This window comes from Polyangium spumosum (assembly GCF_009649845.1).
Taxonomy (GTDB): Bacteria; Myxococcota_A; Polyangia; order Polyangiales; family Polyangiaceae; genus Polyangium; species Polyangium spumosum.
This window is the reverse complement of record NZ_WJIE01000002.1, coordinates 652,143-678,131: the sequence shown is the minus strand read 5'-3', so window position 1 is coordinate 678,131 and position 25,989 is coordinate 652,143. Positions and strand designations below refer to the sequence as shown.

At 69.2% G+C, this 25,989-nt stretch carries 16 protein-coding genes; 7 read left to right on the top strand and 9 right to left on the bottom strand.

The genetic code is table 11. The features are described 5' to 3' along the window. Positions 1 to 9: 9 nt before the first annotated feature. Genes GF068_RS08690 through GF068_RS44190 form a run of 3 tightly spaced genes read right to left on the bottom strand, consistent with a single transcriptional unit; the run spans position 10 to position 3,359 of the window. On the bottom strand, positions 10 to 690 hold the full coding sequence (locus GF068_RS08690; RefSeq protein WP_153818840.1) for a hypothetical protein: 681 nt from the start codon (positions 688 to 690) through the stop codon (positions 10 to 12). Between the two features lie 47 nt (positions 691 to 737). Further along, positions 738 to 2,186, bottom strand: a complete 1,449-nt coding sequence (locus GF068_RS08685) for a GuaB1 family IMP dehydrogenase-related protein (RefSeq protein ID WP_153818839.1) — start codon at positions 2,184 to 2,186, stop codon at positions 738 to 740. Positions 2,187 to 2,234: 48 nt separating this feature from the next. Further along, positions 2,235 to 3,359 (bottom strand): hypothetical protein, encoded by a 1,125-nt coding sequence (locus GF068_RS44190; protein ID WP_153818838.1) that lies wholly within the window; start codon positions 3,357 to 3,359, stop codon positions 2,235 to 2,237. Between the two features lie 242 nt (positions 3,360 to 3,601). On the opposite strand from GF068_RS44190, the gene GF068_RS08675 reads away from it, so the two are divergent. From GF068_RS08675 to GF068_RS08650, 6 genes are all read left to right on the top strand, one after another. After that, positions 3,602 to 5,419 carry a hypothetical protein gene (locus GF068_RS08675; RefSeq protein ID WP_153818837.1) on the top strand — a complete coding sequence of 606 codons (1,818 nt, stop codon included), beginning with the start codon at positions 3,602 to 3,604 and terminating at the stop codon, positions 5,417 to 5,419. Next, positions 5,416 to 7,182 carry an acetyltransferase gene (locus GF068_RS08670; protein WP_153818836.1) on the top strand — a complete coding sequence of 589 codons (1,767 nt, stop codon included), beginning with the start codon at positions 5,416 to 5,418 and terminating at the stop codon, positions 7,180 to 7,182. Before GF068_RS08675 ends, GF068_RS08670 begins: the two co-directional genes overlap by 4 nt. 22 nt (positions 7,183 to 7,204) lie before the next feature. Then, positions 7,205 to 8,656, top strand: a complete 1,452-nt coding sequence (locus GF068_RS08665) for an OmpP1/FadL family transporter (RefSeq protein WP_153818835.1) — start codon at positions 7,205 to 7,207, stop codon at positions 8,654 to 8,656. A gap of 73 nt (positions 8,657 to 8,729) precedes the next feature. After that, positions 8,730 to 9,827, top strand: a complete 1,098-nt coding sequence (locus GF068_RS44185; protein WP_206079422.1) for a hypothetical protein — start codon at positions 8,730 to 8,732, stop codon at positions 9,825 to 9,827. 83 nt (positions 9,828 to 9,910) lie between these two features. Further along, complete coding sequence (locus GF068_RS08655; protein ID WP_153818834.1) at positions 9,911 to 15,097, top strand: sensor histidine kinase; 5,187 nt, start codon at positions 9,911 to 9,913, stop codon at positions 15,095 to 15,097. A 68-nt stretch (positions 15,098 to 15,165) separates the two neighbouring features. Further along, positions 15,166 to 16,293 carry a PAS domain-containing sensor histidine kinase gene (locus tag GF068_RS08650; RefSeq protein ID WP_170319365.1) on the top strand — a complete coding sequence of 376 codons (1,128 nt, stop codon included), beginning with the start codon at positions 15,166 to 15,168 and terminating at the stop codon, positions 16,291 to 16,293. On the opposite strand, the gene GF068_RS08645 is transcribed toward GF068_RS08650, so the two are convergent. The 6 genes from GF068_RS08645 to GF068_RS08620 form a co-directional block, all read right to left on the bottom strand. After that, positions 16,263 to 19,157 carry a hybrid sensor histidine kinase/response regulator gene (locus tag GF068_RS08645; protein ID WP_153818832.1) on the bottom strand — a complete coding sequence of 965 codons (2,895 nt, stop codon included), beginning with the start codon at positions 19,155 to 19,157 and terminating at the stop codon, positions 16,263 to 16,265. The genes GF068_RS08650 and GF068_RS08645 overlap by 31 nt on opposite strands. Then, positions 19,157 to 19,960, bottom strand: coding sequence for an alpha/beta fold hydrolase (locus tag GF068_RS08640; protein ID WP_153818831.1), 804 nt, complete (start codon positions 19,958 to 19,960; stop codon positions 19,157 to 19,159). The genes GF068_RS08645 and GF068_RS08640 overlap by 1 nt, the downstream gene beginning before the upstream one ends. 159 nt (positions 19,961 to 20,119) lie before the next feature. Then, complete coding sequence (locus GF068_RS08635; protein WP_153818830.1) at positions 20,120 to 21,214, bottom strand: hypothetical protein; 1,095 nt, start codon at positions 21,212 to 21,214, stop codon at positions 20,120 to 20,122. Continuing rightward, positions 21,211 to 22,323, bottom strand: a complete 1,113-nt coding sequence (locus tag GF068_RS08630; protein WP_206079421.1) for a hypothetical protein — start codon at positions 22,321 to 22,323, stop codon at positions 21,211 to 21,213. The genes GF068_RS08635 and GF068_RS08630 overlap by 4 nt, the downstream gene beginning before the upstream one ends. Before the next feature lie 313 nt (positions 22,324 to 22,636). Beyond that, positions 22,637 to 23,266: a DUF4304 domain-containing protein gene (locus GF068_RS08625; RefSeq protein ID WP_170319364.1), complete on the bottom strand. Its 630-nt coding sequence runs from the start codon at positions 23,264 to 23,266 to the stop codon at positions 22,637 to 22,639. A gap of 19 nt (positions 23,267 to 23,285) precedes the next feature. Continuing rightward, positions 23,286 to 24,629 carry a hypothetical protein gene (locus GF068_RS08620; RefSeq protein WP_153818828.1) on the bottom strand — a complete coding sequence of 448 codons (1,344 nt, stop codon included), beginning with the start codon at positions 24,627 to 24,629 and terminating at the stop codon, positions 23,286 to 23,288. A gap of 539 nt (positions 24,630 to 25,168) precedes the next feature. On the opposite strand from GF068_RS08620, the gene GF068_RS08615 reads away from it, so the two are divergent. Continuing rightward, positions 25,169 to 25,858: a hypothetical protein gene (locus GF068_RS08615; RefSeq protein WP_153818827.1), complete on the top strand. Its 690-nt coding sequence runs from the start codon at positions 25,169 to 25,171 to the stop codon at positions 25,856 to 25,858. The last annotated feature ends 131 nt before the right edge of the window (positions 25,859 to 25,989 follow it).

Sequence of the window (25,989 nt, the reverse complement as noted above, 5' to 3'; positions counted from 1 at the left end):
CGATCTCCCTCAAGGTTCCGTGCTGATCACGATGGAGCGGACCTGCTCGGCCCCGGGCGTGGGCGCGCCCGGTCCCGCGGCGACGCCTCCGCTCGGCACGACACGCGTGACCCAGACGCGAAAATCACATTCCGCCGTCCCGGGCGCGAGGGCGAGGTCGGCGGGCTGGATCTCGTAGGCCCCGATGTCCTGCGAGAAGTGGCGGAGGATCGGGTAGGACAAACAGGCGGCCGCGACCTCGACCCACGTCTCGAACGCGCCTGCGCTCGCCACGTCCCAGGTGATCGGAATGGGCGAGGCGCGGGAGACGGTCGTGCTCGGGCCGGAGAGCAAAAAGGGCGGCGGGGTCACGAGGTTGGTGACGGCGCGCTCGTCTCCGCGCGATAACACGAGCTCGAACTGCGTGGCGCTCGTCTCGATTTGCGCCACGTACCGCGCGTCGGCCGCGACGAGCGGCACCTCGGGGCCACCTGCCTCGGCGAAGGTCAAGCGATCGGGGCTCGCGAGCTCGATCCACATCCCGTCGCCGATCAACGTGGCGAGGACCTGCGCCGTGCCGCCGTTCGTGCGGAGCTCGGCGAGGATCCCGATCTCGGCCGGCGAAAACTCGCGGGTGGTGGGCGGCTCGTAAGGTTCGCTGCAGGCCGGGGCGGAGGCGAGGAGCAAAAAGGCGAGCGCCGGGGAACGCATCCCCGGAGCCTACCCGAAATTCGCCTCCGCCGGGAGCATCGGGGACGTCAGCGCCGCACGGCGCCGTGGGGTTTGCCCTCGCCGTACCCCGCGAGCGTCTGCACCCCGATCACGGCCTTGTCGCAGAGCTCCGGCAGGCTCCTCGCGCCGGCGTAGGTGCACGCCGATTGCACGCCCGTGATCATGTCGACGAGCAGCGCGCCCACGCTCTCCTTGCCCTCCTGGATGTAAATACGCGACGTCGAAATGCCCTCCCGGAAGAACCCCTTCTTCGCGCGCTCGAACGCGTCGAGCTCCGCCGCCCTGTCGTGCACGGCGCGGGCGCTCGCCATGCCGTAGTTCTCCTTGTAAAGCGCGCCCTCGCGGTCCTCTTTCACGTCGCCGGGGCTCTCGTACGTGCCCGCGAGCGCGGTGCCCACCATCACGCGCGACGCGCCCGCCGCGAGGTAAAGCGCCACGTCGCGCGGGTATTTCACGCCGCCGTCGGCCCACACGTGTTTGCCGTGTTTGCGCGCCTCGCGCGCGCACGCGAGCACCGAGCTGAACGTCGGGCGGCCCGCGCCGGTCTGCATGCGGGTCGTGCACATCGCGCCCGGGCCCACGTTCACCTTCACGATGTCGGCGCCCGCCTCCAGCAGATCACGCGTGCCCTCGGCCGTGCACACATTGCCGGCCACGAGCGGCACGGCGTCGCCGATGGCCTTACGCACCACGCGGATGGCCTCGATCATGCGCCGCTGATGGCCGTGCGCCGTGTCGAGCACGATCGCCGAGACCCCGATGTCCACGAGGCGGCGGGCGACGTCGGGCGCATTCGCGGAGATACCCACGGCCGAGGCGACCATGAGCTCGCCGCGCGCGGACAAACTCGGCCGGAGCAGCTCCAGCCGCACGGCGTCGTCGCGCGTCAAGACACCCACGAGCTTGCCCTGGGCGTCGAGCACGGGAACGGCCTTCACGCGCGCCTCTTCCATGAGCAGGAAGGCGTCGCGGTTCGGCGTGCCCGCGGCGATCGTCACGAGGCGCGAGGACATGAGCGCCGAGGCCGGCGTGTATTGGTCCCGATCCCGGAGATCCGCGTGGGTGACGATGCCGAGGACGCGGCGCTCGTCGTCGACGACGACGACCATGTCGTGGGATCGTTTGCGGATGATGCCTTGCACGTCGCGCAGGCTCTCGCGCGGCGAGACGGCGAGGGGCGTGTCGTAGCGGGGATCGGCGCCCTTGATGTGCCGCACGATTCGCTCGGTGGTATCGAGCGCCATGTCCTGGGGGAGCACGCCGAGCCCGCCGAACCGGGCCATGGTCTCGGCCATACGTTTGCCCGTGACGGCATTCATGTTCGCCGAGACGATCGGGTGGGATCCGCCCGGGAAATCGACCGGCCGGAGGTCGACGTCGAGGCGCGAGACACCTTCGAAGAACCCGGGGGTCAAGAAGACGTCTTCGAGCGCGAGCTCGAGGCTCTCGTCACGCTCGGGGTGGAGGAATCGCATGCGTCCATCGTAGCCGGACGCCGCGAGCACGACGAGGGATGCGTGGTCTTATTGCGGCCCGGCGGGAGCGGGCTCGGCGGGCGCAGCGGGCGCGGGCTCGGCCGGCTCCTGTGCGGGCTCGGGCGTGGGCGCGGGCGTGGGCTCGGGCGTGGGCTCGGGCGCGGCCGGCGGCTCGCTCGGCGTGGGCTTCGCCTTCTCCTCCTTCGGCGCAGGCAGGAGGTCGCCCGTGATGTTCAGCGCGACGATGATGTACGGCACGGCCTGCGAGACGTCCTGCCCCGTGCGATAAGGGGATTTCAGCCACCAGTTCGCGACGAGCAGCACCGTCGGCTCGAATGCCGCGCCGTCCGGCTTCGTGAACGTCCAGGCCGCGATGGGGCCCACGCGGTGGATTGCGCCGGGCGCGCGGTCCTTGTCGTCGCCGGGCGCGAAATGTTCGTCATTGTAAAACGCTCGGCCCGTCGTCCAGCGGAAGCCCACGGTCAGGCGGTTGTCGAGGCCCTGGAAGAGGAGGTCGGTGTCGCTCGAGTACCAGAAGCCGCCGTCGCCCACGAGCAGATCGTAGAAGATATCGTAGAAGACGCGGTCGCCCTGGCGGAGCTTCATGTCGGGGCGGCCGAAGCGGAAGAGGTTGCGCGCGGCGATCGGGCCGACCTTGAACTGGAGGTTCGAGCCGACGATGAGCTGCGTGCCCGTCGTCGAATAGTTCTTCTCCGGATTGCCGTCCGCGAGGTCGCCGCGCCGCTCGATCTCGGTGTCGCTGTAGTTGACCTTCGTCGCGTCCGCCGTGGCGTACGATTGCAAGAAGTTGAAGGCGCCGAAATACCCGATGCCCTCGTAGAGCGCCCAGAGCTGCAGGAAGCTCGCCGGCTGGATCTGGATCGTGGGGCCGCCGCGCGCGAACGCGCCGCTCAGCGAGGGCGCGACGCCGATCCCGATGAAGTTGTCCCGGAGCGCCGGGCTCTCGCTCTTGTACAGCCGGTAACGATAGACGAACCGCGCGTCCGTGATGAGGCCGAGCGGGTTCCAGCGGAACAGGGTCAAATCGCTATAGACGATCCGGTGCTGCGGGGGCGGACCGTTGCGGTACGTCTGGGCCTCGGCGTCCGGGGCGGTCGAGAGGGTCACGAGCGCGGCGAGGGCGGCGAAAGAAGCGGCGAAAAAGCGGCGCATGGGGGGCTCCGTGGAGAGGCGCGGGCCTCATGAAATGGGCATCCTATGGCCCTTCTTCATAGGAGGTCAAGCGTTCAGGACGGCCCGCGCCCGTCACGCCGCCCGCGGTTGACGGAGCATGCCCTCGCACAACGATCTCGTTTGGAACGGGAGGAGGTCACGTAGCGCGAGCCTTGCCGCGTCGCGTAAGAGCGCCCCGGGCGTTCACGTCCCTCGTTTTCGTTCCGACGGAGATGCGCCGCATGAGGACCTCGACACGCCGCCGTTTCTGGCTCCTCTGCCTGCCCCTCGCCGCCTGCGGCGGCTCCGCGACGACCGAGCCGGCGGGCGTCGATCTGCCGGCCGAGGTCGACCCTTACCCGCCCATTTTCGCGAATCGGTTCTTCCTCGCCCTTCCCGGCTCGGAGGCGCCCGAGGACGTCACGCTGGACCTCGACAAGGCGAAGGCGCTCGAGATGTTCGGCGAGGAGGCGGCGAGGCAAATCCGGGTCCTCGACGTGGACTCCACGGCCCTGCTCGGGAACGTGCTCGATTCCATTCGAGACGCCTGCGGCCATGGCTTTCGGCTCGATCGGAAGGACCCGCGATACGATTGCACGCAGACGCCGCTCGGCCGGACCTTCGGGCCCGCCTGGCGCACGTCGGCCGAGTTTGCCCTGGTGCGGCTGCTCGGCATGACGCCGGCGAACACGAACCTCTCGGGGACGAGCCTCGAGACGTTCGCCAAGCTGCTCGAGCAAAACCCGGGCACGTTCCGCTTCGATTTCCCCGCGGTGCTCGCCGAGACCCTGGGCATCGGGCGCACCGACCCGATCGTGCCGACGGAGGCCCTGGTGCGCGCGCTCCAGGAGAACCTGCTCGGCACGCACCCGGGAATCGGTAACCCCGAGGGAAGGCTGCCCGTCACCCTGTACGACGCATTGAAGGACCTCTCCACGTTGCCCGAGAAATTCGGCCCCGTGGCGGGGAGCGTGGGGCACCCCGGCGTGCTCGTGCCGGACGACGGTCATTTCTCCACGCGGAGCGACGTGCTCGGCCCTGATTTTCGCATGCGCGTGGTCGCCCGGTCGAACCTGCGGCGCGTGCGCGGGATCGACCTCTCCACGGGCGGAGGGGATATGTTCGTGATGGAGGGGAGCGCGCCGCTCTCGTTCGATTTCGAGGACCCGGCGCGGCTCGTGATCGAGGGCGTCGCCGACGTGCCCACGGTCGACATGCGCTTCTCGACCGTGGAGGCGCCCCATTTCGTGGCCTCGTGCGAGGCCGATCCGGCGTGCCGGCCGTTTTTCCTGGAGTCGACCGTGACGAGCGGCTCCGCGCGCGCATACGGGCAGCGGTCGTACGACCGTTGTTACGTCCGGCTCGACGACGATTGCCTCGTCGGCGTGGAGATCGGGCAGCGCGGCGCGCCGCCGGGGTGGATCACGTTCGAGAATGCGATCCGCGGCGTGTCCGTGCCGGAGCCTCGATTCTTGTGGGACCTCCTCGGGGAGGTCGCGCAGATCGCGCTGCACGACCCGACGGGCGACGGCAGGCAGGACATCGCCGAGGGCGCCGCGCGGCCGGTGTTCGCCTTGCGGGGCGTGCCGATCGGCCCGCGCGGCGCCGAGCTCGTCGAGGAGATGCGGCCGACCTTGCAATCGCAGGCGGATTTCATGGCGAACGTGATCGTCGGGCGGTTCTGGGAGGAGAACGACGACCTCGATTTCTACGTGCGGCGCGGCGCGGAGGGAGGCCCGCCGCTCCTGTATTTCGTGGCGCCGTCCGATCGGAGGCCCGATCCTGCGGGCTCCGGGGCGCCGAAGCCGTATCGATACGAGCGCCCCGGGTTCTTCGCGCGCCCGGACCTCGCCGAGGAGAGCCGCGTATCCAGGCGAGACATCGCGGGCGTCTCCGACACGGAGCACGAGAAGGCGCCCCTGCCGCCGGGCGAGCACGTGTTTTATGCGGAGGACGACGCCGAGGACGTTTACGAGATCCGGATCTGGGTGCCCGACGACGAGGAGGGACGCGACATGGTCGTCGATCTCGACAAGGTCGCCTCGCGGAGGCCGCGATGACCACGAAACGATGCGCCGCGCTGCTCGCCCTTCTCGGCGCCTCGGCCGCGGGCTGCGTCGAGCCCGTCCGCCTCGAGCCGCCCCCGCCCGAGGGCGAGCTCGCCGTGGGCGAGAGCCGCGAGGTCACGCTGCGGTTCTTGCGGCTCGACGTGGAGGATTTCGCGCAGACGCTCGGCCTGGAGGAGCTCCGCCGGTTGCCGCGAAAAACGCTCGAGGAGACCTGGCTGCTCGACATGGAGCTCCGGCCGCTCGTGGAGAATGCGCTCGAGAGGTTCATGAACCTGCCCACGGAGGAGGCGAAGGCGCTCCCGCAGCCGGCCTGGAACATGTTTTACCTGCTCCACATGACGCCGGAGAACGCGCGGCTCGAAGGCACGGCGCTCGCGGGGCTTTCGGCCGTGGGCGAGGCGGTCGGGATCTCGCCGTCGCAGATCCTCGCGGACCTCACGGGCGCGGGGCCGAACGAGCGGATCGCCGATCACGCGATCGTCACCGATGTCGTCCTGGAGCAGGTCGTCGGGACACATCCGCGCGCGCGATTCCGCCGCGGCCCTTCGACCGAAGGTCACCCCGAGGGCCTCTACCCCGTGGACGAGGGCAAGATCGCCCTCAGCCTCCACGACGTGGCCACGGATTTCGCCTCGCTCTCGGAGAGGTTTGGCCCGGCGTCCCTCGCGCCGGACGATCCACGCGGCCCTGCACATCCGGGGTTTCTCCGGTCCGCGTCCGGCCTCTCGACGTCCGAGGGGGGCTTCCGGATGACGGTGCGGCTCGACGTGAATGCGCTCCCGTACCGGGGCATCGACGCCTCGCACGCGCGCGTCGCGAGCGTGAATTCGATCGGCGGGCAGATGGACCGCGCCTTCGATTTCACGGATCCGCGCTGGCTCGAGGTCGAGGGGCTCGCGGAGGAGCTCTCGATCCGGGAGATGACGATGACGATCGCGGAGGACCCGCGGTATCTCGTGCCGGGGACGAGGCGGGATCCGCGGCCGCTCGGCGATTCGCCCGTGTGGAGCGCGGCGCCGTGGGCCGAGGAGCGTGTCCTCGCCGAGACGGGGCGGCGCCTCGCGGCGCGGATCCCGCCCCATTGCACCTCGTATTCGCCCGCGGGGGAGGTCTCCGATCCGTTCGAGGCCGTGCGCGTGTGCATCGACGCGGACGGCTGGGTGCAGATCGACATCGACCCCAGCGTGATCCTGGAGGGTCCGCCGCCCGCGCCCGGGTATTTCTGGGACATGCTCCTCGAGGTCGCGCAGGCGCGTATGCACGACGGCGGGCTCGCGGAGGGCGAGGCGAACGTCGTGATGCCCGTGCGCGACGTGCCCGTGGGTGTGTCGGCGGACGTGGTCGTCGCGCGCATTCGCGAGAACATCGAGCAGAACCCCGCGGCGCTTCGCGCCATGGCCGAGGCGCTGACCGGAAATACCCGGGGCGACGCCGATTTCTTTTACGTGAAGCCCGAGGGCCGCGCCGAGGATTGGCTCTATTTCGTGGCGCCCGAGGACATCCGCGAGGACGCGGAGGGCCAGCCCGTGCGGCCGTATGCCTACACGGATCCCGGTTTTTACGCCGATCCCGCGCTCGGGCAGAAGATATCCTCGCGCGTCGAGATCGACGGGGACACGGCGCACGAAAAGGTCCGGGTCGAGCCGGGAGACCGGCTTTACGTGAAGGACGCCGAGGGGCGCGTCTTCGAGATCGTCGTCTCCGGGAAGCCGAGCCGGTACAGGCTCGCGCTCGTCGTGACGCGCGCGTCGTGATTCGATCGAAGGGGAGAGCACCATGGCACGTCGTCCGCTGCGTATCGCGTCCCTTCCCCTCGCCCTCGGCTCGCTGCTCGCGTCGGCCGGCGCGAATGCGTCCGGGCTCGACGCCCCGCTCGTGGGGAGCGGGCAATCGGGGCCGACGATCGGCGACGCCGCCGCCATTCACTGGAACCCCGCGGCGCTCGCCGATATCGATCGGCCCGAGCTCTTCGGCGGCGCGGGCGTCGTCGCGGGCAGGGTCGGGTATCGACGCGAGCGGCGGGGGACATACCAGACGCCCGACGCCCTGCGCCTGCGAGGGCCCATGGCGGAGGGAGAGATCGCCCCGGAGAAACGCGGCTGGGCCGAGGAGGTGGTCGCGACGCCGCTCGCGCCGACGGGGGATCTGTTTTTTGCGATGCCGATCGCGCGTCGGCGCCTCGTCCTCGGCCTCGGCGCCTACGTGCCCTACGCGGCGGCGCTCGATTTCCCGAACAATGGCGCGCAGGCCTGGCAGCTCCGGCAGGCCTTCATCGTGGCGAATTTCGTGACGGCGAGCGCGGCGGTGCGCGTCCTGCCAAACCTCTCGTTCGGCGCGGGCGTCTCGTACGTGGGCGGGCTCGCGAGCCTCTCCAAGAAGCAGGACTTCGCGGAGCTGCCCGAGTTCCAGCGCGCGTTCTCCGACCCGCCGATCGGACAGCCGAACGAGTTCGGCCCGGACGCGCCGAGCCACGTGCGCGAGCTCGACGTGCTCTCGCGGCCGATTTCGATCACGAACGCCCTGAGCCACGGCTTCTCGTTCAACGCGGGCCTCCTGTACGAGCCCACGGAGCGCGTGCGCCTCGCGCTCGCGTATCAGCACGGCGCGAAGATGCGTTACCGGGGGCGCTTCGCGCTCGACATGAACGATCCGTTCTTCACGCAGGACCTCGCCGCGCAGGGGCTCCGGTATCCGGAGCTCGTCGAGGGCGACGCCGAGCTCGCCTTCCGGCTCCCCAGGCGGCTCACCGCGGGCGCGGCGTATCAGGCGACCGATTCGTTTCGCGTGGACGGGTTCGTCCAGTACATCACCTATTCGGACGTGGACGCGTTCGTCGTGACGACCCGCTCGCCGGCCCTCGCGCAGCCGAAGCTCGGGATCGGGCCGTCCGTGCGAGCGGTCTTGCCGAGGCGCTGGAACGACACGGTCTGGGTCGAGGCCAATGCGCGCCTCGCGCTCTCGCGGCGCTTCACGATGTCGGCGACGGTCGGGTATCAATCGCCCGCCTCCCCCGACGAGACGATCGACGTGGGCTCGCCGGACGGGCACAGGCTGATCGGCGGCCTCGGGGCCGTGGTGCGGGCGACGCGCTGGCTCGATCTGCACGCCGACGCCCGCGCGCAGGGCATCTTGCCGAGGACGGTGACGACCTCGCGCAGCGACGTGGGCAATGGGAGGTACACGATGGCGATCGGATACCTCGGCGGGCACGCGAAGGCCCGCTTCTAGCCCCGAGCGCCTCGATTTCTCGCTTCGCGCCCGCCGCCTCCTCCGCTACGCTCGACGGGAGGAGGCTTTCTTCATGCGACACGGAATCACTCTTCGCGTGGTTATGCTCTCGCTCGTCGCTCTTTCGATCGCGGCTTGTGGCGGGGGAGAGGGCGAGAGCAGCGGGACGACGAGCCCCGGGCAAGGCGGCGCGGGCGGCGGCGGGCAGGGCGGCGCGGGCGCCGCAGGGGGCGGCGGACAAGGGGGCTCCGGCGGGGGCCAGGGCGGCGCGGGCGGCGTGATGAACGCGGACATCCCGGGCGGCGGGACCGTCCTCTTCGAGGAGACCTTCGAGGACGGTGATTTCGCCGCGCGTGGCTGGTACGACGGCGCGGAAGGGGCGCTGTCGACGGCCGAACACGCGCCCGGCAGCGCCACTTCGTTCGAGTGCGCCTTCGCGCCCGGCGGGACCGCGTGCGCGCAGGGCAAACCCGCCCGTCACCCCGTGACGCCGACGAATTCGGTGTACCTGCGGTTCTGGCTCAAGTTCAGCGACGACTGGGTGGGCTCGGGGAAGCCGTATCACCCGCACATGTTCCATTTCCTCACGAACGAGGACGACAAATGGGTCGGGCCCTCGCATACCTACCTCACGACGTACACCGAGGTCGTGCAGGGCAAGGCGTTCCTCGGGCTGCAGGACAGCAAGAACGTCGACCTCGGCTGCATCCTGCGCAACAACGGGACGTTCGTCGGCTGCAATGGGAGCTTCGACGATTACATGTTCACCGAGGACCGCTCGGCGTGCGCGTGCAACGGGCTCGCGGGGCTCGTCGAGGGGCGCGATTGCTTCGCGAACGGCGACGGCACCTGGTACAGCTCGCGGCACTGGACGGCCGACGGCGCCTTCACGGACGCCGCGGGCCCGAACGCGAAGAACACCTGGCACCTCGTGGAGGTCTACTTCGAGCTCAACACGATCGAGAATGGGATCGGCCTTCCGAACGGGAAAATCCGCTGGGTGCAGGACGGCAAGACCCTGATCGAGAGCGACGAGATCCTCTTCCGCACGGGCGCCCACCCCGACATGCAATTCAATCAGTTCGCGATGCTCCCCTACATCGGCGACGGCTCGCCCGTGGATCAGCGCTTCTGGGTGGACGATCTCATGGTCGCGACGGCCCGCCCCTGAGCCATCGATCGAGCAAGCGCGGGGGAGGCCGCCTGGCCGAAAAAGTGCACGCCCCGTGCTAGCTTCCGAGTGGCGACTTTCGCATGCCGACGCAGGACGTCTCCCCGTTCGCGATTTCCCAGGTCGTTCACGAAGGTCGAAGCACCATCGTCCTCCGCGGCGTCCGGACGGCCGATCGCGTCCCCGTGATCCTGAAGGTGCTCGATCGGAGGCGCAGCCGACCGCGTGATCTCGAGCGCTTGAAGCACGAATACGAGATCGGCAAGCAGCTCGACCTCCCGACCATCGTCAAGCCGCTCGGCCTCGAGACGTACGAGGGAATGCCGGCGCTCGTGATGGAGGATTTCGGCGGCGAGTCGCTCGATCGCCTCCTCGGCGCGCCCATGCCCATCGAGCGCTTCCTCGTCCTCGCGTCCCGTATCGCGTCGGCCCTCGCGGACCTCCACCAGCGTGACGTCATCCACAAAGACCTGAAGCCCCAGAATATCCTCGTCAACGCGGCCACGGCCGAGGTCAAGCTCTCCGATTTCGGGCTCGCGGTTGGTCTGCCCCGTGAGCACAAGGCCCCCGAGAGCCCGAGCCTCATCGAAGGCTCGTTGCCCTACCTCTCGCCGGAGCAGACGGGCCGGATGAACCGGGCGATCGACAGCCGCGCCGACCTCTATGCCCTCGGCGTGACGTTTTATGAAATGCTCACCGGGCGCCTGCCCTTCGAGGCCGTGGACGCGCTCGAATGGGTGCATTGCCAGATCGCCCGTGTCCCGGAGCCGCCCGGAGCGTGGGTCCCGGCCCTGCCCGAGGTCCTCTCCGCGCTCGTCATGAAGCTCCTCGCCAAGATGGCGGAGGATCGTTATCAGACCGCGCGGGGCTTGCAGCACGACCTCGAGCGATCCCTCGCCGAATGGCGCGCCAAAGGGAGGATCGACCCGTTTCCCCTGGCCGAGCACGACGCCTCGGGCCGCCTCGAGATCCCCCAGAAGCTCTACGGCCGCGCCGAGGAGATCGCCGCGCTGCTCGGCGCCTTCGAGCGCGTGGCCGGCACGGGATCTCCGGAGGTCGTGCAGGTCTCGGGCCACCCCGGCATCGGCAAATCGTCGCTGGTCCACGAGCTCTACAAGCCCGTCGCGCGCGCGCGTGGCTTCTTCATTTCGGGGAAATTCGACCCGTACAACCGCGACATCCCCTACGCCACGTTCGTCCGGGCGTTCCGGGAGCTCGTGCTCGAGATCCTGGCCGGCAGCGAGGAGCGTATCGCCGCATTTCGGCGAGAGCTCGAGCGCGCCCTCGGGGTCAATGGCCAGCTCGTCGTGGACGTGATCCCGGAGGTCGAGCTCGTCGTCGGGAGGCAGCCGCCGGTCGCCGAGCTGCCGCCGACCGAGGCGCAGAACCGGTTCCGCATCGTCTTCCGCCACTTCATCGGGGTGTTCGCCAGAGAGCCGCACCCCCTCGTGTTGTTCCTCGACGATCTCCAGTGGGCCGACGCCGAGAGCCTCGGGCTCCTGCGTGATCTCGTGACGCACCCCGAGGTGCGCCATCTCCTCTTGATCGGCGCGCACCGGGACAATGAAGTGACCACCTCCCACCCGCTCGTGCGGACGATCGACGAGGTGCGAAAGGAGGGCACGCGTGTCTCTTCCATCGTGCTCGGCCCGCTCTCCCGGGAGGACCTCGCCACGCTGCTCGGCGACGCGCTCCATTGCCCACGCGAGCAGGTCGCGCCGCTCGCCGACCTGGTCCACGAGAAGACGGCCGGCAATCCCTTCTTCGCGATCCAGTTCCTCACCGCGCTCCACGAGGAGCGCCTCATCGAATTCGACGAGCACGCGGAGGCCTTTCGCTGGGAGGTGCAGAAGATCCGCGAAAAGAACTTCACCGATAACGTGGTCGGGTTGATGGTCGGGAAACTCGCGCGGCTCCCCGAGGGCACCCGGGAGGCGCTCACGTATCTCGCTTGCCTCGGGAGCACCGCGGAGGTCGCGGTCTTCTCGATGGTCCGAGGAGGCTCGGAGGCCGCGACGCACGCGGAGCTCTGGGAGGCCGTCCGCGCGGGGCTCGTCTTCCGCTTCGACGGCATGTACAAATTCCTCCACGACCGCGTCCAGGAGGCGGCGTATTCGCTCGTCCCCGAGGGCGAGCGGGCGGCTTTGCACCTCGCCATCGGCAGGCTGCTCGTCTCGCGCACGCCGCCCGAGCGGCGCGAGGAGAAGATCTTCGAAATCGTGAACCAGCTCGACCGCGGGGCCGCGTTGATCACGTCGCAGGAGGAGCGAGAGCGGGTGGCCGAGCTCGATCTGCTGGCGGGAAAGCGCGCCGAGGGGGCGACCGCTCATGCGTCGGCGTTGAAGTATCTCGCCGCCGGCTCGGCGCTCCTCGCCCGGGATGGCTGGGACCGGCGGTACGAGCTCACCTTCGCGCTCGAGCACCACCGCGCCGAATGCGAGTTCTTGACCGGCGAGCTCTCCGCTGCGGAGGCGCGGCTCGGGGTGATCTGGCGCCACGCGAGGGGCGTCCTCGACCGGGCCGCCCTGACGTGCACGCGAATCGCGCTCTACACGACCATGGACAGGAGCGACCTCGCCGTCGACGCGTGCCGCGAATACCTCGAGCTCGTCGGCGTCACGTGGCCCGCGCGGCCGACGGACGACGAGGTGCGTCGAGAATACGAGCGGCTGTGGCAGCGGCTCGGAGGCCGGCCGATCGAGGCGCTCGTGGACCTGCCCAGGGTGACCGATCCCGTCTGCCGCGCGACGATGGACGTGCTCACGGCGGTGCAATCCCCGGCGATGTTCACCGACGAGAACTTGCATTGCCTCGTCGTCGGTCGCATGGCGAACCTCAGCCTGGAGCACGGGAACAGCGACGGATCGTGCCTCGCCTACGTGAGGCTCGGCATGATCCTCGGGCCGCGCTTCGGCGCGTATCAGGCGGGCTTCCGGTTCGGCAAGGTCGGCTTCGACCTGCAGGAGAAGCTCTCGCTGCTCCGCTTCAAGGCGCGCGTCTATCTGGATTTCGGGGCCCTCGTCAATCCCTGGACCCGGCACCTCCGCGTGGGGCTCCCGCTCTTGCGGCGCGCCCAGAGCGCGGCCGAGGAGACCGGCGATCTCCTGTACGCGTCGTATACCCGCAACTGCGCGATCACGCTCGTCCTCGCCGCGGGCGACCCGCTCGACGACGTGCAGCGGGAGGCCGAGGCGTCGCTCGCATTCGCGCGGAAGGCGAGGTTCGGGCTCGTCGTGGACATCCTCACGGGGCAACTGCAGCTCATCCGGCACCTGCGCGGCCTGACGGGCGACGTCTCTTCCCTCGACGACGACCCATTCGACGAGCGCCGATTCGAGCAGCACCTCGCCGCGGATCCGCGCCTCGCGATCGCGGCCTGCTGGTACTGGATCCGCAAGCTCCAGGCGCGCTTCTTCGCGGGCGACGCCGCGGCCGCCGTCGCGTCCGCGTCGAAGGCCGAGCCGCTCCTCTGGACGTCGCCGTCCTTCTTCGAGATCGCCGAATACCATTTTCATGCCGCGCTCGCGCGGGCCACGCGCCACGACGAAGTGCCTGCCGACGAGCGAGCCGGGCACCTCGCGGCGCTCGTCGCCCACCACGGGCAGCTCGCGGTGTGGGCGGAGAGCTGCCCCGAGAACTTCGCGCATCGCGTGGCGCTGGTCGCCGCCGAGATCGCGCGTATCTCCGGCGAGGAGGCGCGGGCCGAGCAGATGTACGAGCAAGCGATCCGTTCGGCCTGCGAGAACGGGTTCGTCCAGGACGAGGCGATCGCCTACGAAATGGCGGCGCGGTTTCACCACGCGCGTGGCTTCGAGCTCTTCGCCGACACCTACCTGCGCGAGGCCCGCGCTCGATATCTTCGCTGGGGCGCCGACGCAAAGGCGCGGCAGCTCGACGCGCTTTTCCCCCCCTCCCTCGACACGAGGCTGCTCGGGCCCACCGCCACCGTCGTGGTCCAGCCCGCGGAGCTCGACCTGCTCTCGGTGACGAAGGCCTCGCAGACCATTTCGAGCGAGATCACCTTCGACAAGCTCTCGCGCACGCTGCTCACGGTCGTCCTCGAGCAGAGCGGGGCGCAAAGGGGCGCGCTGATCCGCTGCAAGGACGGCGAGGCCTCGATCGCGGCGGAGGCGTCCCTCGAGGCGAGAGGTATCTCGACGAGGATCCTCCCGGCGCGGCCGATCTCGTCGTCGGACGTGCCCGTCTCGATCGTCACGTATGCTTTCCGGACGAAGGAGCGCGTGATCCTCGACGACGCGTTCGAGGACCCGAGATACGCGGCGGACCCGTACATCACCCGCGTGAAGCCGCGGTCGCTCCTCGGCCTGCCCATTCTCCGGCAAGGCGAGGCGACCTTCTTGCTCTACCTGGAGAACAACGTGCTCTCGGGCGCCTTCACGCCTGCCCGGCTCGTCGCCCTCTCGTTACTCGCCTCGCAGGCGGCCATCTCCCTGGAGAATGCGCTGCTCCTCGAAAAGGAGCAGGCGGCGCGCGCGGAGGCCGAGGCGGCCGCGATCGACAACGAGCGGCTCTACCACGAGACCCAGCAGGCCATCCGCGTGCGGGACGAGTTCCTCACGGTGGCCTCGCACGAGCTGAACACGCCGGTGACGTCCCTCAAGCTCACGTTGCAATCGATGAACCGGGCCATCGAATCGGGGCGCGGGGGGGATCTGCACGTGATGGGCAGGCTGGTCGAGCGGGGCCTGCGGCAAGCGACGCGCCTGGCCCGGCTGAACAAGGCCCTCGTGGATGTCTCGCAGCTCCATGCAGGCCTGCTCTTGCTCGAGCGCGAGGACGTCGACCTCGCCGCGCTCGTCCGCAAGGCGGTCGACCAGCTCGCGCCGGAGCTCGCGCAGGCGCGGTGCCCGGTCCACATCCGGGGCGGCCCTCACGTCGTTGGCCACTGGGATCCCGAGCGCGTGGATCAGATCCTGACGAACCTGCTCTCCAATGCGATCAAGTTCGGCGCCGGCAAGCCCATCGAGGTCTCCTTCGGCGAGGAGCGGGGGATCGCGTGGGTCGTGATCCGGGACCACGGCATTGGCATCGACCCGGCGCGGCGGGACCAGATCTTCGAGCGCTTCGAGCGCGCCGCGTCCGAGAACTATGGTGGGCTCGGGCTCGGCCTGTACATCAGCCGCCGGATCGCGGAGGCGCACGGGGGCACGCTCCGTGTCCAGAGCGAGGTGGGCGCCGGATCGGTGTTCACGGTCGAGCTCCCCTGTGACGGCCAGGCCGCCTCGGTCAGGGAAAACCCCTGCCGATAGAGGGCGCTCGGCCCCAGGGAACCCGAGAGCGCATGGACCCGAGGGAACACCAGGGAAGGAAGGGGCGGTTGGTCCGCTGGTTCGGCGCGCGCTTCGGCCGGCCGCGCGCCGAGCTCGAGCGTGTCCTCGCCCAGGTCGACATCGAGAGGCTGCGCTTCCGCGACCTCGTGAACAACCTCGATCACGCCGTCGTCTGGGAGGCCGACGCGCAGACGTTGCGGTTCTCCTTCGTGAGCGACCGGGCCCTCGGTGTCTCCGGCATGTCGCCGGAGGAATGGATGAGCGTGCCCGATTTCTGGTCCACCTTCGTCCCGCCCCCGGATCGAGACAACCTGCTCGCGCTCTTCCGCCATTGCATCGCGGAGCGGAGGGACGAGCGGTACGATCATCGGTTTCGCCGGCCGGACGGTCGTGTCCTCTGGTTCCACACCGGCGTGCACGTGGCCGAGCGCGCGGGCAGACCGATCCTCCAGGGCGTGAGCGTCGACGTCTCCGAGCTGAAGGAGGCCATCGCGGCGCGCGAACGTATCCTCGGGATCGTCTCCCACGACCTGCGCAACCCGCTCAGCGTGATCACGATGGGCCTCGAGCTCATGGCCCGGAAAGCGCCACCCGGCGAGGCCGGGGCCGAGCTGCGGCAACGCGCCGGGACGGTCCTGCGGCAGGCGCGGCACATGGCGCGCATCATCGAGGACCTCGTGGACCTCGCGGCCCTGTCGGAGAAGCGCCTCTCGGTCGCGCACGACCCCGACGATCCACGCAAGCTCACGATGGAAGCCGTGGCGAATTTCGAGGGCAGGGCGAAGGAGAAGGGGCTGCGTTTGCAAGGCGCGTGCGCCGGAGAGCTGCCGCGGGTGCTCTGTGATCCGGTGCGGGTGCTCCAGATCCTCGGCAACCTGATCAGCAATGCGATCGACGCGACGGAGCCGGGCGGCTCCATCGTCGTGCGCGCGGAGAGGCGCGGGGACGAGGTGCTCTTCTCCGTGGCGGACACCGGCCGCGGGATCCCGGCCGAGCACCTGCCAAACCTCTTCGAGCCTTACTGGCGGGGCAGCGGCGTCGCCTACAAGGGCAGCGGGCTCGGGCTCGCCATCGTCCAGGGGCTCGTGGCCGCGCTCGGCGGCAGGGTCTGGGTCGAGAGCGAAATGGGCCGGGGCACGACGTTTTATTTCACGTTGCCCGTCGACGAGGGCTGACACCTCGCGAGCAGCGCCTCGGCCGCGCGGGTATGCTCGCGCGAGGCCGCCTCGACGAGGCGCGGGAGGTCTTCGTGCAGGCCCTCCCGCGCCGCCCGCTCGACCTCGGCGGCGTGGCGCGACAGGAGCGAGGCGCCCAGCATGCCGGCGCTGCCCTTGAGGTTGTGCGAGAGGCGCTCGAGCAAGCGTCGATCCCCGGCCGCGAGCGCGGCGCGCATGGCCTCGAGCTTCTGCCGCGCGTCGTGGATGAAATCGGTCACGAGCGTCGCGAGCGGGTTCTCCGCGTCGAGCGCCGCGACGAGCCGGAGCCTTTCGAACGCCTCCTCGTCGAGGACGGGCTCGTCCGGCGGGCGCACGGCCGGCATCTGCGGCGTCGAGGGGGGCCTCGTTCGTTCGAGGGCCGAGCGCTCGAGCGCGGCGACGAGCTCCTCGATACGGATGGGCTTGGAGACGAAATCGTCCATGCCCGCCGCGAGGCAGTCCTTCTGGTCCTCCTGCATTGCGTTCGCCGTCATCGCGACCACGCGAGGTCGGCCCCGGAAGGGCCCGGCTCCGCGGAGCCTACGCGTGGCCTCGAGGCCGTCCATCTCCGGCATCTGGACGTCCATGAAGACGAGGTCGTATTCCTTGCGCGTGACGGCCTCGAGCACCTCGAGCCCGTTCGCCGCGATGTCCACGCGATAGCCGAGCCGCTGGAGCAGGAGGCTCGCGACCTTCTGGTTCACCACGTTGTCCTCGGCGAGCAGGATCCGCAGCGGATGCCGCTCGCCGAGCGTCGGATCCATCGCCGGGCCGCGCGGGGCGCGCGAGGGGCGCACGACCGATCGCGAGAGCGCGCGCATGATCGCGTCGAAGAGGCTCGATTGCTTGACGGGCTTGGAGAGGCAAGCGGCCCTGAGCTCGGCCGCCTCCCGATGCGTGGCGAGGTCGCTCGACGTGAGCAGGAGGAAAGGCAACGCGGCGAGGCGCGGATCCCGGCGAATGGCGGCGCCGAGCTCGAAGCCGTTCATGCCGGGCATGGACACGTCGAGCAACACGAGGGCGATCGGGAAGGGCTCGTCGGGCGGCGCCACCTCGGCGCGGCGCTGCAGCACCTCGAGCGCCTCGTCGCCCGAAGCGGCGAGCACGGGGGTGAGGCCGAAGGCGCGCGTCTGCTCGGCGAGGATCCGGCGGTTCGTGGCGCTGTCGTCGACGATGAGGACCTGCTTGCCCGAGAAGTCCTGCCCGGCGAGGGCGAGGGCCTCCGAGAGGTCTTGCCCGAGGTCGGGCGCGGGGGTGGTCTCGAGCGTGAACTGGAAGGTGGTGCCGACGCCCTCCTCGCTCTCGACCTGGATCTCGCCGCCCATGAGGCCGACGAGGCGCTTGCAGATCACGAGGCCGAGCCCGGTGCCGCCGTATTTGCGGGTGATCGAGGCGTCGACCTGGGAGAAGGACTGGAAGAGCCGCCCGAGCCGGTCCTTCGGGATGCCGATGCCGGTGTCGCGCACGGAGAACTGGAGCGCGAGCTTGCCGGGCGGCGCGGGCGCCGGCGCGGGGGTGATCTCCACGAGGACCTCGCCCTTCGCCGTGAACTTCACCGCGTTGCCGAGCAGGTTCACGAGGACCTGCCGGAGCCGGGTCACGTCGCCGAAGATGCCGGCGGGCGCGCTTGGATCGATGTAAGCGCCGAGCTCGAGGCCCTTCTTGCGGGCCGCGACGGCCACGAGGTCGAGGGCCTCCTCCACGCAGGGGCGGAGCGCGAAGGGTTGCTCCTCGAGGTCCATGAGCCCGGCCTCGATCTTCGAGAAATCGAGGATGTCGTTGATGATCGCGAGCAGCGCCTCGCCGCTCTGGCGGATGGTCTCGACGACGTCGTGTTGCTCCTCGCCGAGCGGGGTGTCGAGCAGCAGCCCCGTCATGCCGAGCACGGCGTTCATGGGCGTGCGGATCTCGTGGCTCATCGTGGCGAGGAACCGTGACTTCGCGGCGTTGGCGAGGTCGGCCTCCCTGCGCGCGGCCTCGAGCGCGGCGTTCTTCGCGAAGAGCTCCTCGCTGGCGAGGTGCTGCGCGGTGACGTCGATGAAGAGCCAGAGCCTGCCGCGGTGCTCGCGTTCGCCGGTGGTGGTGCTGGAGATGCTGAGCACGCGCCGCGGCGGCCCCTCGAAGACCCAGCGCGTGTCCCGCAGCTCGGCGCCGGGCTGGTTCATGACGGCGAGCGCGCTCCTGCGGAGGCCGGCGCGGTCCTCGGCGCGGCTCCAGAGGGCGGCCATCGCGCGCGCCACGCGGGCTGGCTCGTGCGCGCCGTCGGGCAGGCCGAGCAGCGCGGCGGCGGCCGCGTTCACCCACGCCTCGCAGCCGCGATCGTCGACGAAGACGAGGCCGTGCGGCAGGGTCTGGAAGACGGCGTCGAAGCGCGCGATGGCGGCGGCGGCGAGCTCGGTCTTGCCGAGGTGGCGCGCGAGCAGGTGGAAGAGCGGCAGCGCGGCGACGAGGGCGCGCCGCTCCTCGGCCGAGAAGGGCGCGCCTTGCCGGCGGACGAGCGCGAGTCCGCCTGCGTCGTCGTCGGTGGACCAGGGCAGGAGGGCGAGGTTTCCGTCGCGCAGGCCACGCGGCAGGCCCATGTCGGCGGTCACGGCGGCGTCGAAGACGGGGCGCGCCGACTCGAGGGCGCCGGCGAAGATCGAGGCGTGCGCGATGCCGTCGGGCAGGACGCCGGCCGGGGCGCTGGCGAGGGCGAGGGCCGTGACGGGGTCGATCCTGCGGAGGGCGAGGACGGCGTCGGCCTGAAAGCGCTCGTGGAGCACGGCGAGCACGCGCGGGAGGGCGGCGTCGGGGTCCCCGGCGCCGAGCGCGGCGAGCAGGGCTTCGGGCGTGCTCGTCGCCATCACGGGGAGGCGGCGAACGAGAGGATCTCGTTCGTCACGCGTTCGGGGGCGCTCCAGTGAGGCAGGTGGCCGGTCGCGTCGAGGACCTGGAGCTCGGCGCGTGGGATGTGGCGCGCGAGGTAGGCGCCGACCTCGACGGGGACGGCGATGTCGGCCTGCGACTGCAGGACGAGCGTGGGGATCTGGAGGGCGGGGAGGTCTCGGCGGTGGTCGGATTCGAAGGTGGTACGGGCGACGTGGAGGCCGATGTCGGGCCGGAGGGCGGCGAGGGTCTGGGCGAAGTCGCGGGCGAGGTCGGGCTTGTCGGGGTTGGCCGTGGCGATCGGGGCGAAGCCGCTGGCCCAGGCGTGGAAGTTCGACTGCATGGCCTCGTAGAGGCCGTCGAGGTCCTCGCGCTTGAAGCCGCCGACGTACCCTTCGTCGTCGAGGTAACGCGGCGAGGCGCCGAGCAGGATGAGCTTGCGGAAGCGGCGAGGCTCTTCGATCGCGGCGAGGACGCCGATCATGCCGCTCATGGAGTGGCCGACGTAGATGACGTGCTCGAGGGTGAGCTCTTCGAGCAGGTGGAGGAGGTCGAGCGCGTAGCTGCGGAGGCTGCCGTAGCGGCGGGGGCTGTAGGCGGAGAGGTCGGAGTGTCCGGCGCCCACGTGGTCGAAGAGCAGGACGCGGTGGCGCGCGGCGAGGGCGGGCTCCTGGTTGCGCCAGGCGGTCTGATCGGTCCCGAAGCCGTGGGCGAGGACGATCGTGGTGTCACCTGCGCCGACGAGGCGCGTGTTGTTCCGCTGGGAAGGTCGGATGGCCATGGCAGAGCCCCGGGGTCGAACGAGGTTACGAGGCCTGGGGGAGGAAGGGAACGGGCACGTGGGGGAGGGGAGGGCGGGGGTGGGGAGGCGGGGTGGTGGGCCTTCCGGGCTCGAGGACCGAGCGAGGAGGTTGGGGCAGATGCGGCCGCTGCGCTCTCGCTAGGATCGGATCCCGAGCAGATTCAGCGTATCGGCCCAGAGGGGCCAGAGGGTGCGGTAAGGATGGGCGAGCAGGACGACGGCGCCGTTGTCGAGGTGTCGGACGAACACGGGCGAGTGCTCCTCGATGAAGCGGTCGTGGTCGTCGGAGGACGAGGGGACGCCTTCCTGCTTCTCTACCGCAGGGTCTCGCATGTCGTCGAGCGCCTGAAGGACCTCTGGCTCGACGGCTTTCCAAGCGGGATCCGTCTTGCCAGCACATACCTGGAGGGCCTCTACGAGGACGTTCGGGGATAGGTCGAGCGCCGCCAGCACCTCCTCGCGCTTCAACAGGACTTCGTCGAGGAGGGGAACGCTGCTGCGTCGCGGCGCAGCTTCGATGCGCGCCATCAATGTGTCGATCGAAGAGCCCGCAGCGAGCTCGGCGCGCACTCCGTCATGGAGATCGAGCCACGACAGAGCGAGATCACGAACGGGGTTGCCGTCGGCATGGTAGGTCGCTCCCATGAGAACCGGAGCGCCCCAAGTCGTTCCACCGGAGCAGCCGCCGGTCGTGATCGCCGCGCTGGACGTACAGATCCGCATGAGGATCTCGTAGATATCGTTCATCGCCATGCGACAGGCGACGCCGGCCGCCACCTCCACCGTGGAGCGCCCCCGTTTCTTGGCGAGCGCCACGCGCGACGGGAAAAGGACCCCACCCATCCAAGAGCAGCAACCGATCGGCCCGGAATGGGATCGTTCGATGAGCCGATCGCTGAACACGCTCGCGTTGAACTCCCACTTGGCGCCGGAGCATCCCTCGAGTTCGAAGAACGCGTGGGAGTAGCCATGCCGGGGGTATGTATCGCGCATCAGGCGCGCCGCGTCGGCCATGTACAGGGAGACCACTTTTGTAGGGTCCGCGTCGTCTGGGTCGCCTACATTCCAACGGTTCGACGCGCCGACCAGCGCCGACACGGCTGCAATGAAGGCGTCGATTCGGTTCGACTCCGGGCACCAGGCATAAAAACCTGGCCACGGTCGATCCGGACGCTCGCTGTCCGGCTCGCTGTCATCGCTCTCCGCACCGCTGTCGTTGTTCGACTCGCTCATAGCTCCACCACCCAGACGACGAGGTCGGGCCTCCCGGTCATGGTCACGAACTTCCCCGTGGAGTCGACCAACTTCCCGTCTTTCAAACCGTAACCACCGCTCAGCGTCGACCCCTCTTGCCTGATGATCTGCAGACGCTCCACACTGTCGGCGAGGTTCTTCTCTACCAGCTTGGCCAAGGTCTTGTCGAGCTGGGAGGCTGCCTTTCCCACGTTGACCGGCCCCTTCGTGCCTCCCTTGACTTCGCTGAGGACGAGTTTGCCTGTCGGCGAGACCGATATGTAGTCACATGCGCTGGAGAGCCCGCGGACATGCGACGGCGGGATCCCGAGCACCCGCCGCACCGCGCCGTCTCCGACGGCCAGCATCTTGTGGCCCCGCTTCGTCATCAAGTAGATCCCCGCTTGCTGCTCGAACACGTTTCCGGCATTCTTGGCGCTTTCGATTGCGCCGCTGAGACCTTTATACGTCCCCCTCCGGTTCGCTCGAAACACATCGAGAAACTCGTCACTGTACCCGACAATCCCCGCCGCGACGACCTTCGCCCCCGGCTGGACCCCCGCCGCCTTGATCCCCGCCCAGGCCTTCGTGATCTGCCCGAACCCAAATCCCACCCCCGAGAAGATCCGCTCCTCCGTCGATAACTCCTCGCCCCCGGGCAAACAGAACCGCTTCCCCGTCACCGCCTCGCAAAGGTCGAGCGCCGGCCCCACATACGGCACGAATCCAATGCCGATCCGCGTGGTCGCGTGCACCAGCGTTTGCATCACCTCGACATACGGACCCACGACCCCGTCGACCGCGGAGACCGCCCCCGCGAACGCGCGGATCGTCTCCACGAGCTGGGTCTCTTCGAGGTTCAGCGTGAACCCGTCCCACTGGTTGAGGTTATCCTTCATCTCCTCGGCCAGCGGGCCAAAAGCAGTTCGCAGGACCCCGTCCACCTGCGCCCGCAGATCCGCCGGCACCGGCGAATCCAGGAACCAATCCGACGCGTCCATGAACTGCTTCACGTAGTTCGTGACCCGGATCTGCGCATTCAGGAACGCCGCCGTCTCCGCCTGCGACACGCTCAGCCGCGCGAGCAGCGCCTTCTCGATCGCCGCCATGTTCGCGCGCCACGCCCGCACGTGTGTCACGAAGTCCGCGCGATTGACGACCACGCTGCCCAGCACGTCCTCCGACAGCGCCGCGATCACCGCGTCCGCATACGCCGCATAAGGATCCTTGCCCGGATCAAATGCCCCCGCGACGAAAACCCCGCGGCCCGCGCTTCACTCAGCGCGGCCCGCGTCGCGTCGTCGATGACTTGCTCGTCAGGTGATCCAGGCGTGAGCCTGCGAAGCGGGAACTTCCGCAGCGCCCCGAAGGAAGAAGGACGCGCAAGCGCTGGCGCACTGGAGCGGCTCTCCGGAGACCACGTCAATCGTCGTCACAAGAGAACCGGGCCAGGAACTTCTCGGGCAAGGGGCTATAACGCTTCTTGGTCTTCGACCGCTCCCGCTCGATGCACTCGCGACACCTGTCCTTGCACCCGAGCCGCTTCCAGAGGATCGCCGCATAACAGAGCTCGAATGTCTCCTCGAAGGGCATGACGTGCCGGTCCTCCTTCCTGCGGGGCTGCGAGAGGAACTCCGCGACCGCGCGTTCGTCGCGGAACCGATCGAAGAACGGCAGGGCCGCGACTTCCACGAGCCTCCGCAGCTCCTGCCCGACTTCGTCGTCCTTCTCGGGGCCATCGGAGGACGTGAGCTCCCACCACGTGTCGCCCGCTGGTGTCAGCATTCCGGGCCTCACGTTCAAGATTCCGTCCGGTGGTTGAGGCGCCTTGGGCTCTTCGAGGTGCGGATTGGCGAACTCCGGAAAGACCCCCGGCACGTAGACCCCACAATTCGTCGTGAAGCTGTACTTCTCGGCCGTGTTGAGGTCGTCGCTCTCGTGCTGGAAGAGGTGCTGGAGGCTCCCCAGATCCCGCACGTACACGCTCCCTCGTTTCTTGAAGCCTGCTTCGTGGAGCGTGGGCGTGACCCACGTCTTGAAGATGTGGCTCATTCGGTCCCGCAGGACTCGCTTAGGGTTCATAATAGATCACACGCCCCTTCTTGCCCGTGGCGGCTTCGTACTTCTTCATCTGGCGTTTGCCTGCTTCTTTACCAGTCGGCGTGTTCGGCTTCAGCTCGATCGGGTGACCTTTGGGCGTGATCGCGTCGGGGACCACGTACTTGCCATCCTGCCCTTTGATACGCTTGTTGGCCCTCCACCCCTCTCCCTTCTTTTTCTCGACCTTCTTCTTGAACTCCTCATGCGCCTCCCGCCCCCGCGCCGCCGCCGGCGTCTCGCCCCCTCGCTTCGGTTTGACCTGCGCTGGAGGATCCGCCGCGCTCCCGTTGCCCGCCTGCCCCGCCGCCCCGCCCTTCGGCTTCGCCCCTTTCGGCTTCCCGAAGGGCCGCGTCCTCGTCTTGACCGTCGTCTTCGGCGCGCTCGCTCCCCCGTCGCTCCCCGTTGACAACGACTGCCCATTGTGCGTCCCGGCCGGCTTCTTCCCGGCCTTCGGCTGGAAGTTCTTGTGCCGCGAATGGCAAAACCCCTTGATGCACTCGTAAGCTCGTTCGAGGCGCGTGGTCTCCTCGGGCGTTTGGCGCCAGGTCTCGTATTGCCATACGTCACCCGGTTCTACCTCGCTCGGGTCCTTCGGCACGGGTGGCTCGACCGGGAGCGGCCGGTTCTCCGCGACGACGACGGGCTCCATGCGGTCCTCGACGAGGACCTTCGTGCAAATCCGCGAGCCTGAGCCACGACGCCGCCGCGTCTGTCCCGGGTCCTGGCACCGCCGGGAGGGCTCGACGTCGCGGGGGCTCTCCACGACAACGACGGGCTCCGTGCGGGCCCGGACGACGACTCTCGTGCAGGTACGGGAACCCGTGTCGCCACGCCGCCGCGTGTGTCCCGCCTCCGGACACCACTCGATCCGCTTGGCCATCGGCCGCGGCTTCGGCTTCGAGGGCTCGACCTTTTTGGTCTCCTCTTTCTTCTTCTCGCCCTCACCCTCCACCTTCGCCATGACGACACGAGGCTTCGGCGGCGCCGGGCATTCGAGCCGATGGTGCGGAATCGGCAAGAGCTTCGCGCTCCGGGGAGGTGCATTCGGGTCGAACACGTACACCGCGAGGCCATTTCGCCTCGCAATGTCCACCTCCGAGGGCGCGGTCAGGGGATCGCCGCTGGCGGTGACGGCCCAGGACGCCTGATTCTTCGGCACGTTCGGCGGACGCACGCAGACGTGAATGACGTTCGGCGCCTCGAAGACCCGGGCCATGAGCGGGTCGCGCGACGCGGCGCACCCGGTCAAAACGCACAAGAATGCGACGAACGCCGCGACGACGAGCGCCGCGACGAAGAAATCCCCTCGTCTCATCTGGAATCCCCTCCTCGGATGAGGTCTGGCCCCTATCTATCAGGGGGACGAACGGGTCGGGCAAGGCAAAAGACGGGACGCGCGGACGTAGTCTGTCCGTGAGAAAGCCAGTCGGCCCCCCCGCCACCCATCAACCCTCGTTCCTCGTCCCGAGGAGCGCCCCCCGACGCCCATCCACCCACGTTCCCCATTGCGAGGCCCACCCCCTGACGCCCGTCCCCCCACGCTCCCCATCGCGAGGAGCGCCCCCTGACGCCCGTCAACCACCGCTCCCCATCGCGAGGAGCGCCCCCTGACGCCCGTCCACCACCGCTCCCCGCGGCGAGGAGCCAGCCCTGACGCCCGTCAACCTTTGCTCCTCACCCCGAGGAGCCTCGCCTGACGCCCGTCCACCCCCGCTCTCCACGACAATCGTCGAATCCCTGCTCTCTCCGAATGGATTTCTCCGCTCCCCGTTCAACAAAAACCCAGGCGCGCACCCCCGCCGCACGGGCTGCCGAAAACCAACCACACCGGGCCTTGGGCCCAGGGAAACGATCATGCGCAAGTATTCGCACAAGGCTGCTTCGGATATCCGTGTCGAGTATGGCTTCGAGCTCGCCGCCGGCCTCTCGCAATTCCCGGAGACCGCTCCCGCCGCGAATGACATCCTGGCCGTGACCGAGGCGCTCGGGGCGCAGCAGGACAAGCGCCGCGCGCTGCGTATCCCCGTCCTCCAGAGCCGCGCCGCGCTTCGGTTCGCCGAGGTGGGCGCCGAGCGCGTGATTCGTTCGGCCCTACGCGCCGCGGAGATCGAGGACGGCGGACGGCGCGGTCGAATCTGCGCGTGTCTGTTTCCGAGAGGGATCCGGCCCGTGGTCATTCCCATGGGGAAACGCCAGGTCAAACCCATGAAGGAGCTCGTCGAACGGCTCCAGAACGCGAAGCTCTCCGGGATCGACGCCTATCGAGACGCCTGGTCGCCGAAGCTCGAAGCCGCCCTCGCGACGCTGGAGGGCGCGGTCGCCGCTCACCTCGGCGCGCTCGCCGCGCACGACGAGGCCTTCAAGGTCGAGCTCGCCCTGCGCGACGCGCATCACGACGCGGTGGACAGAGCGATGGGTATCGTCCGCGCCGCCTTCCCGCGCAATCGCGAGCTGCAGGACGTGATCTTCCCGATCATCGAGGAGGGCCGCAAACCCAAGAACGAGCCGGCCGAAGAGCTCGAAGCGTCCATCGGCGAGGGCTAACGCTCGGCTCTCACGGGCCCGTGGGAAGAACTGCGCATCGCGCAGTTCTTCCCCCTTCGGTCCAGGCCGTGCCTGGTCCGGGTGCAGGGGTGGACAACCCCTGCCGGGGCCTGGGGCGGCGCCCCAGCGCG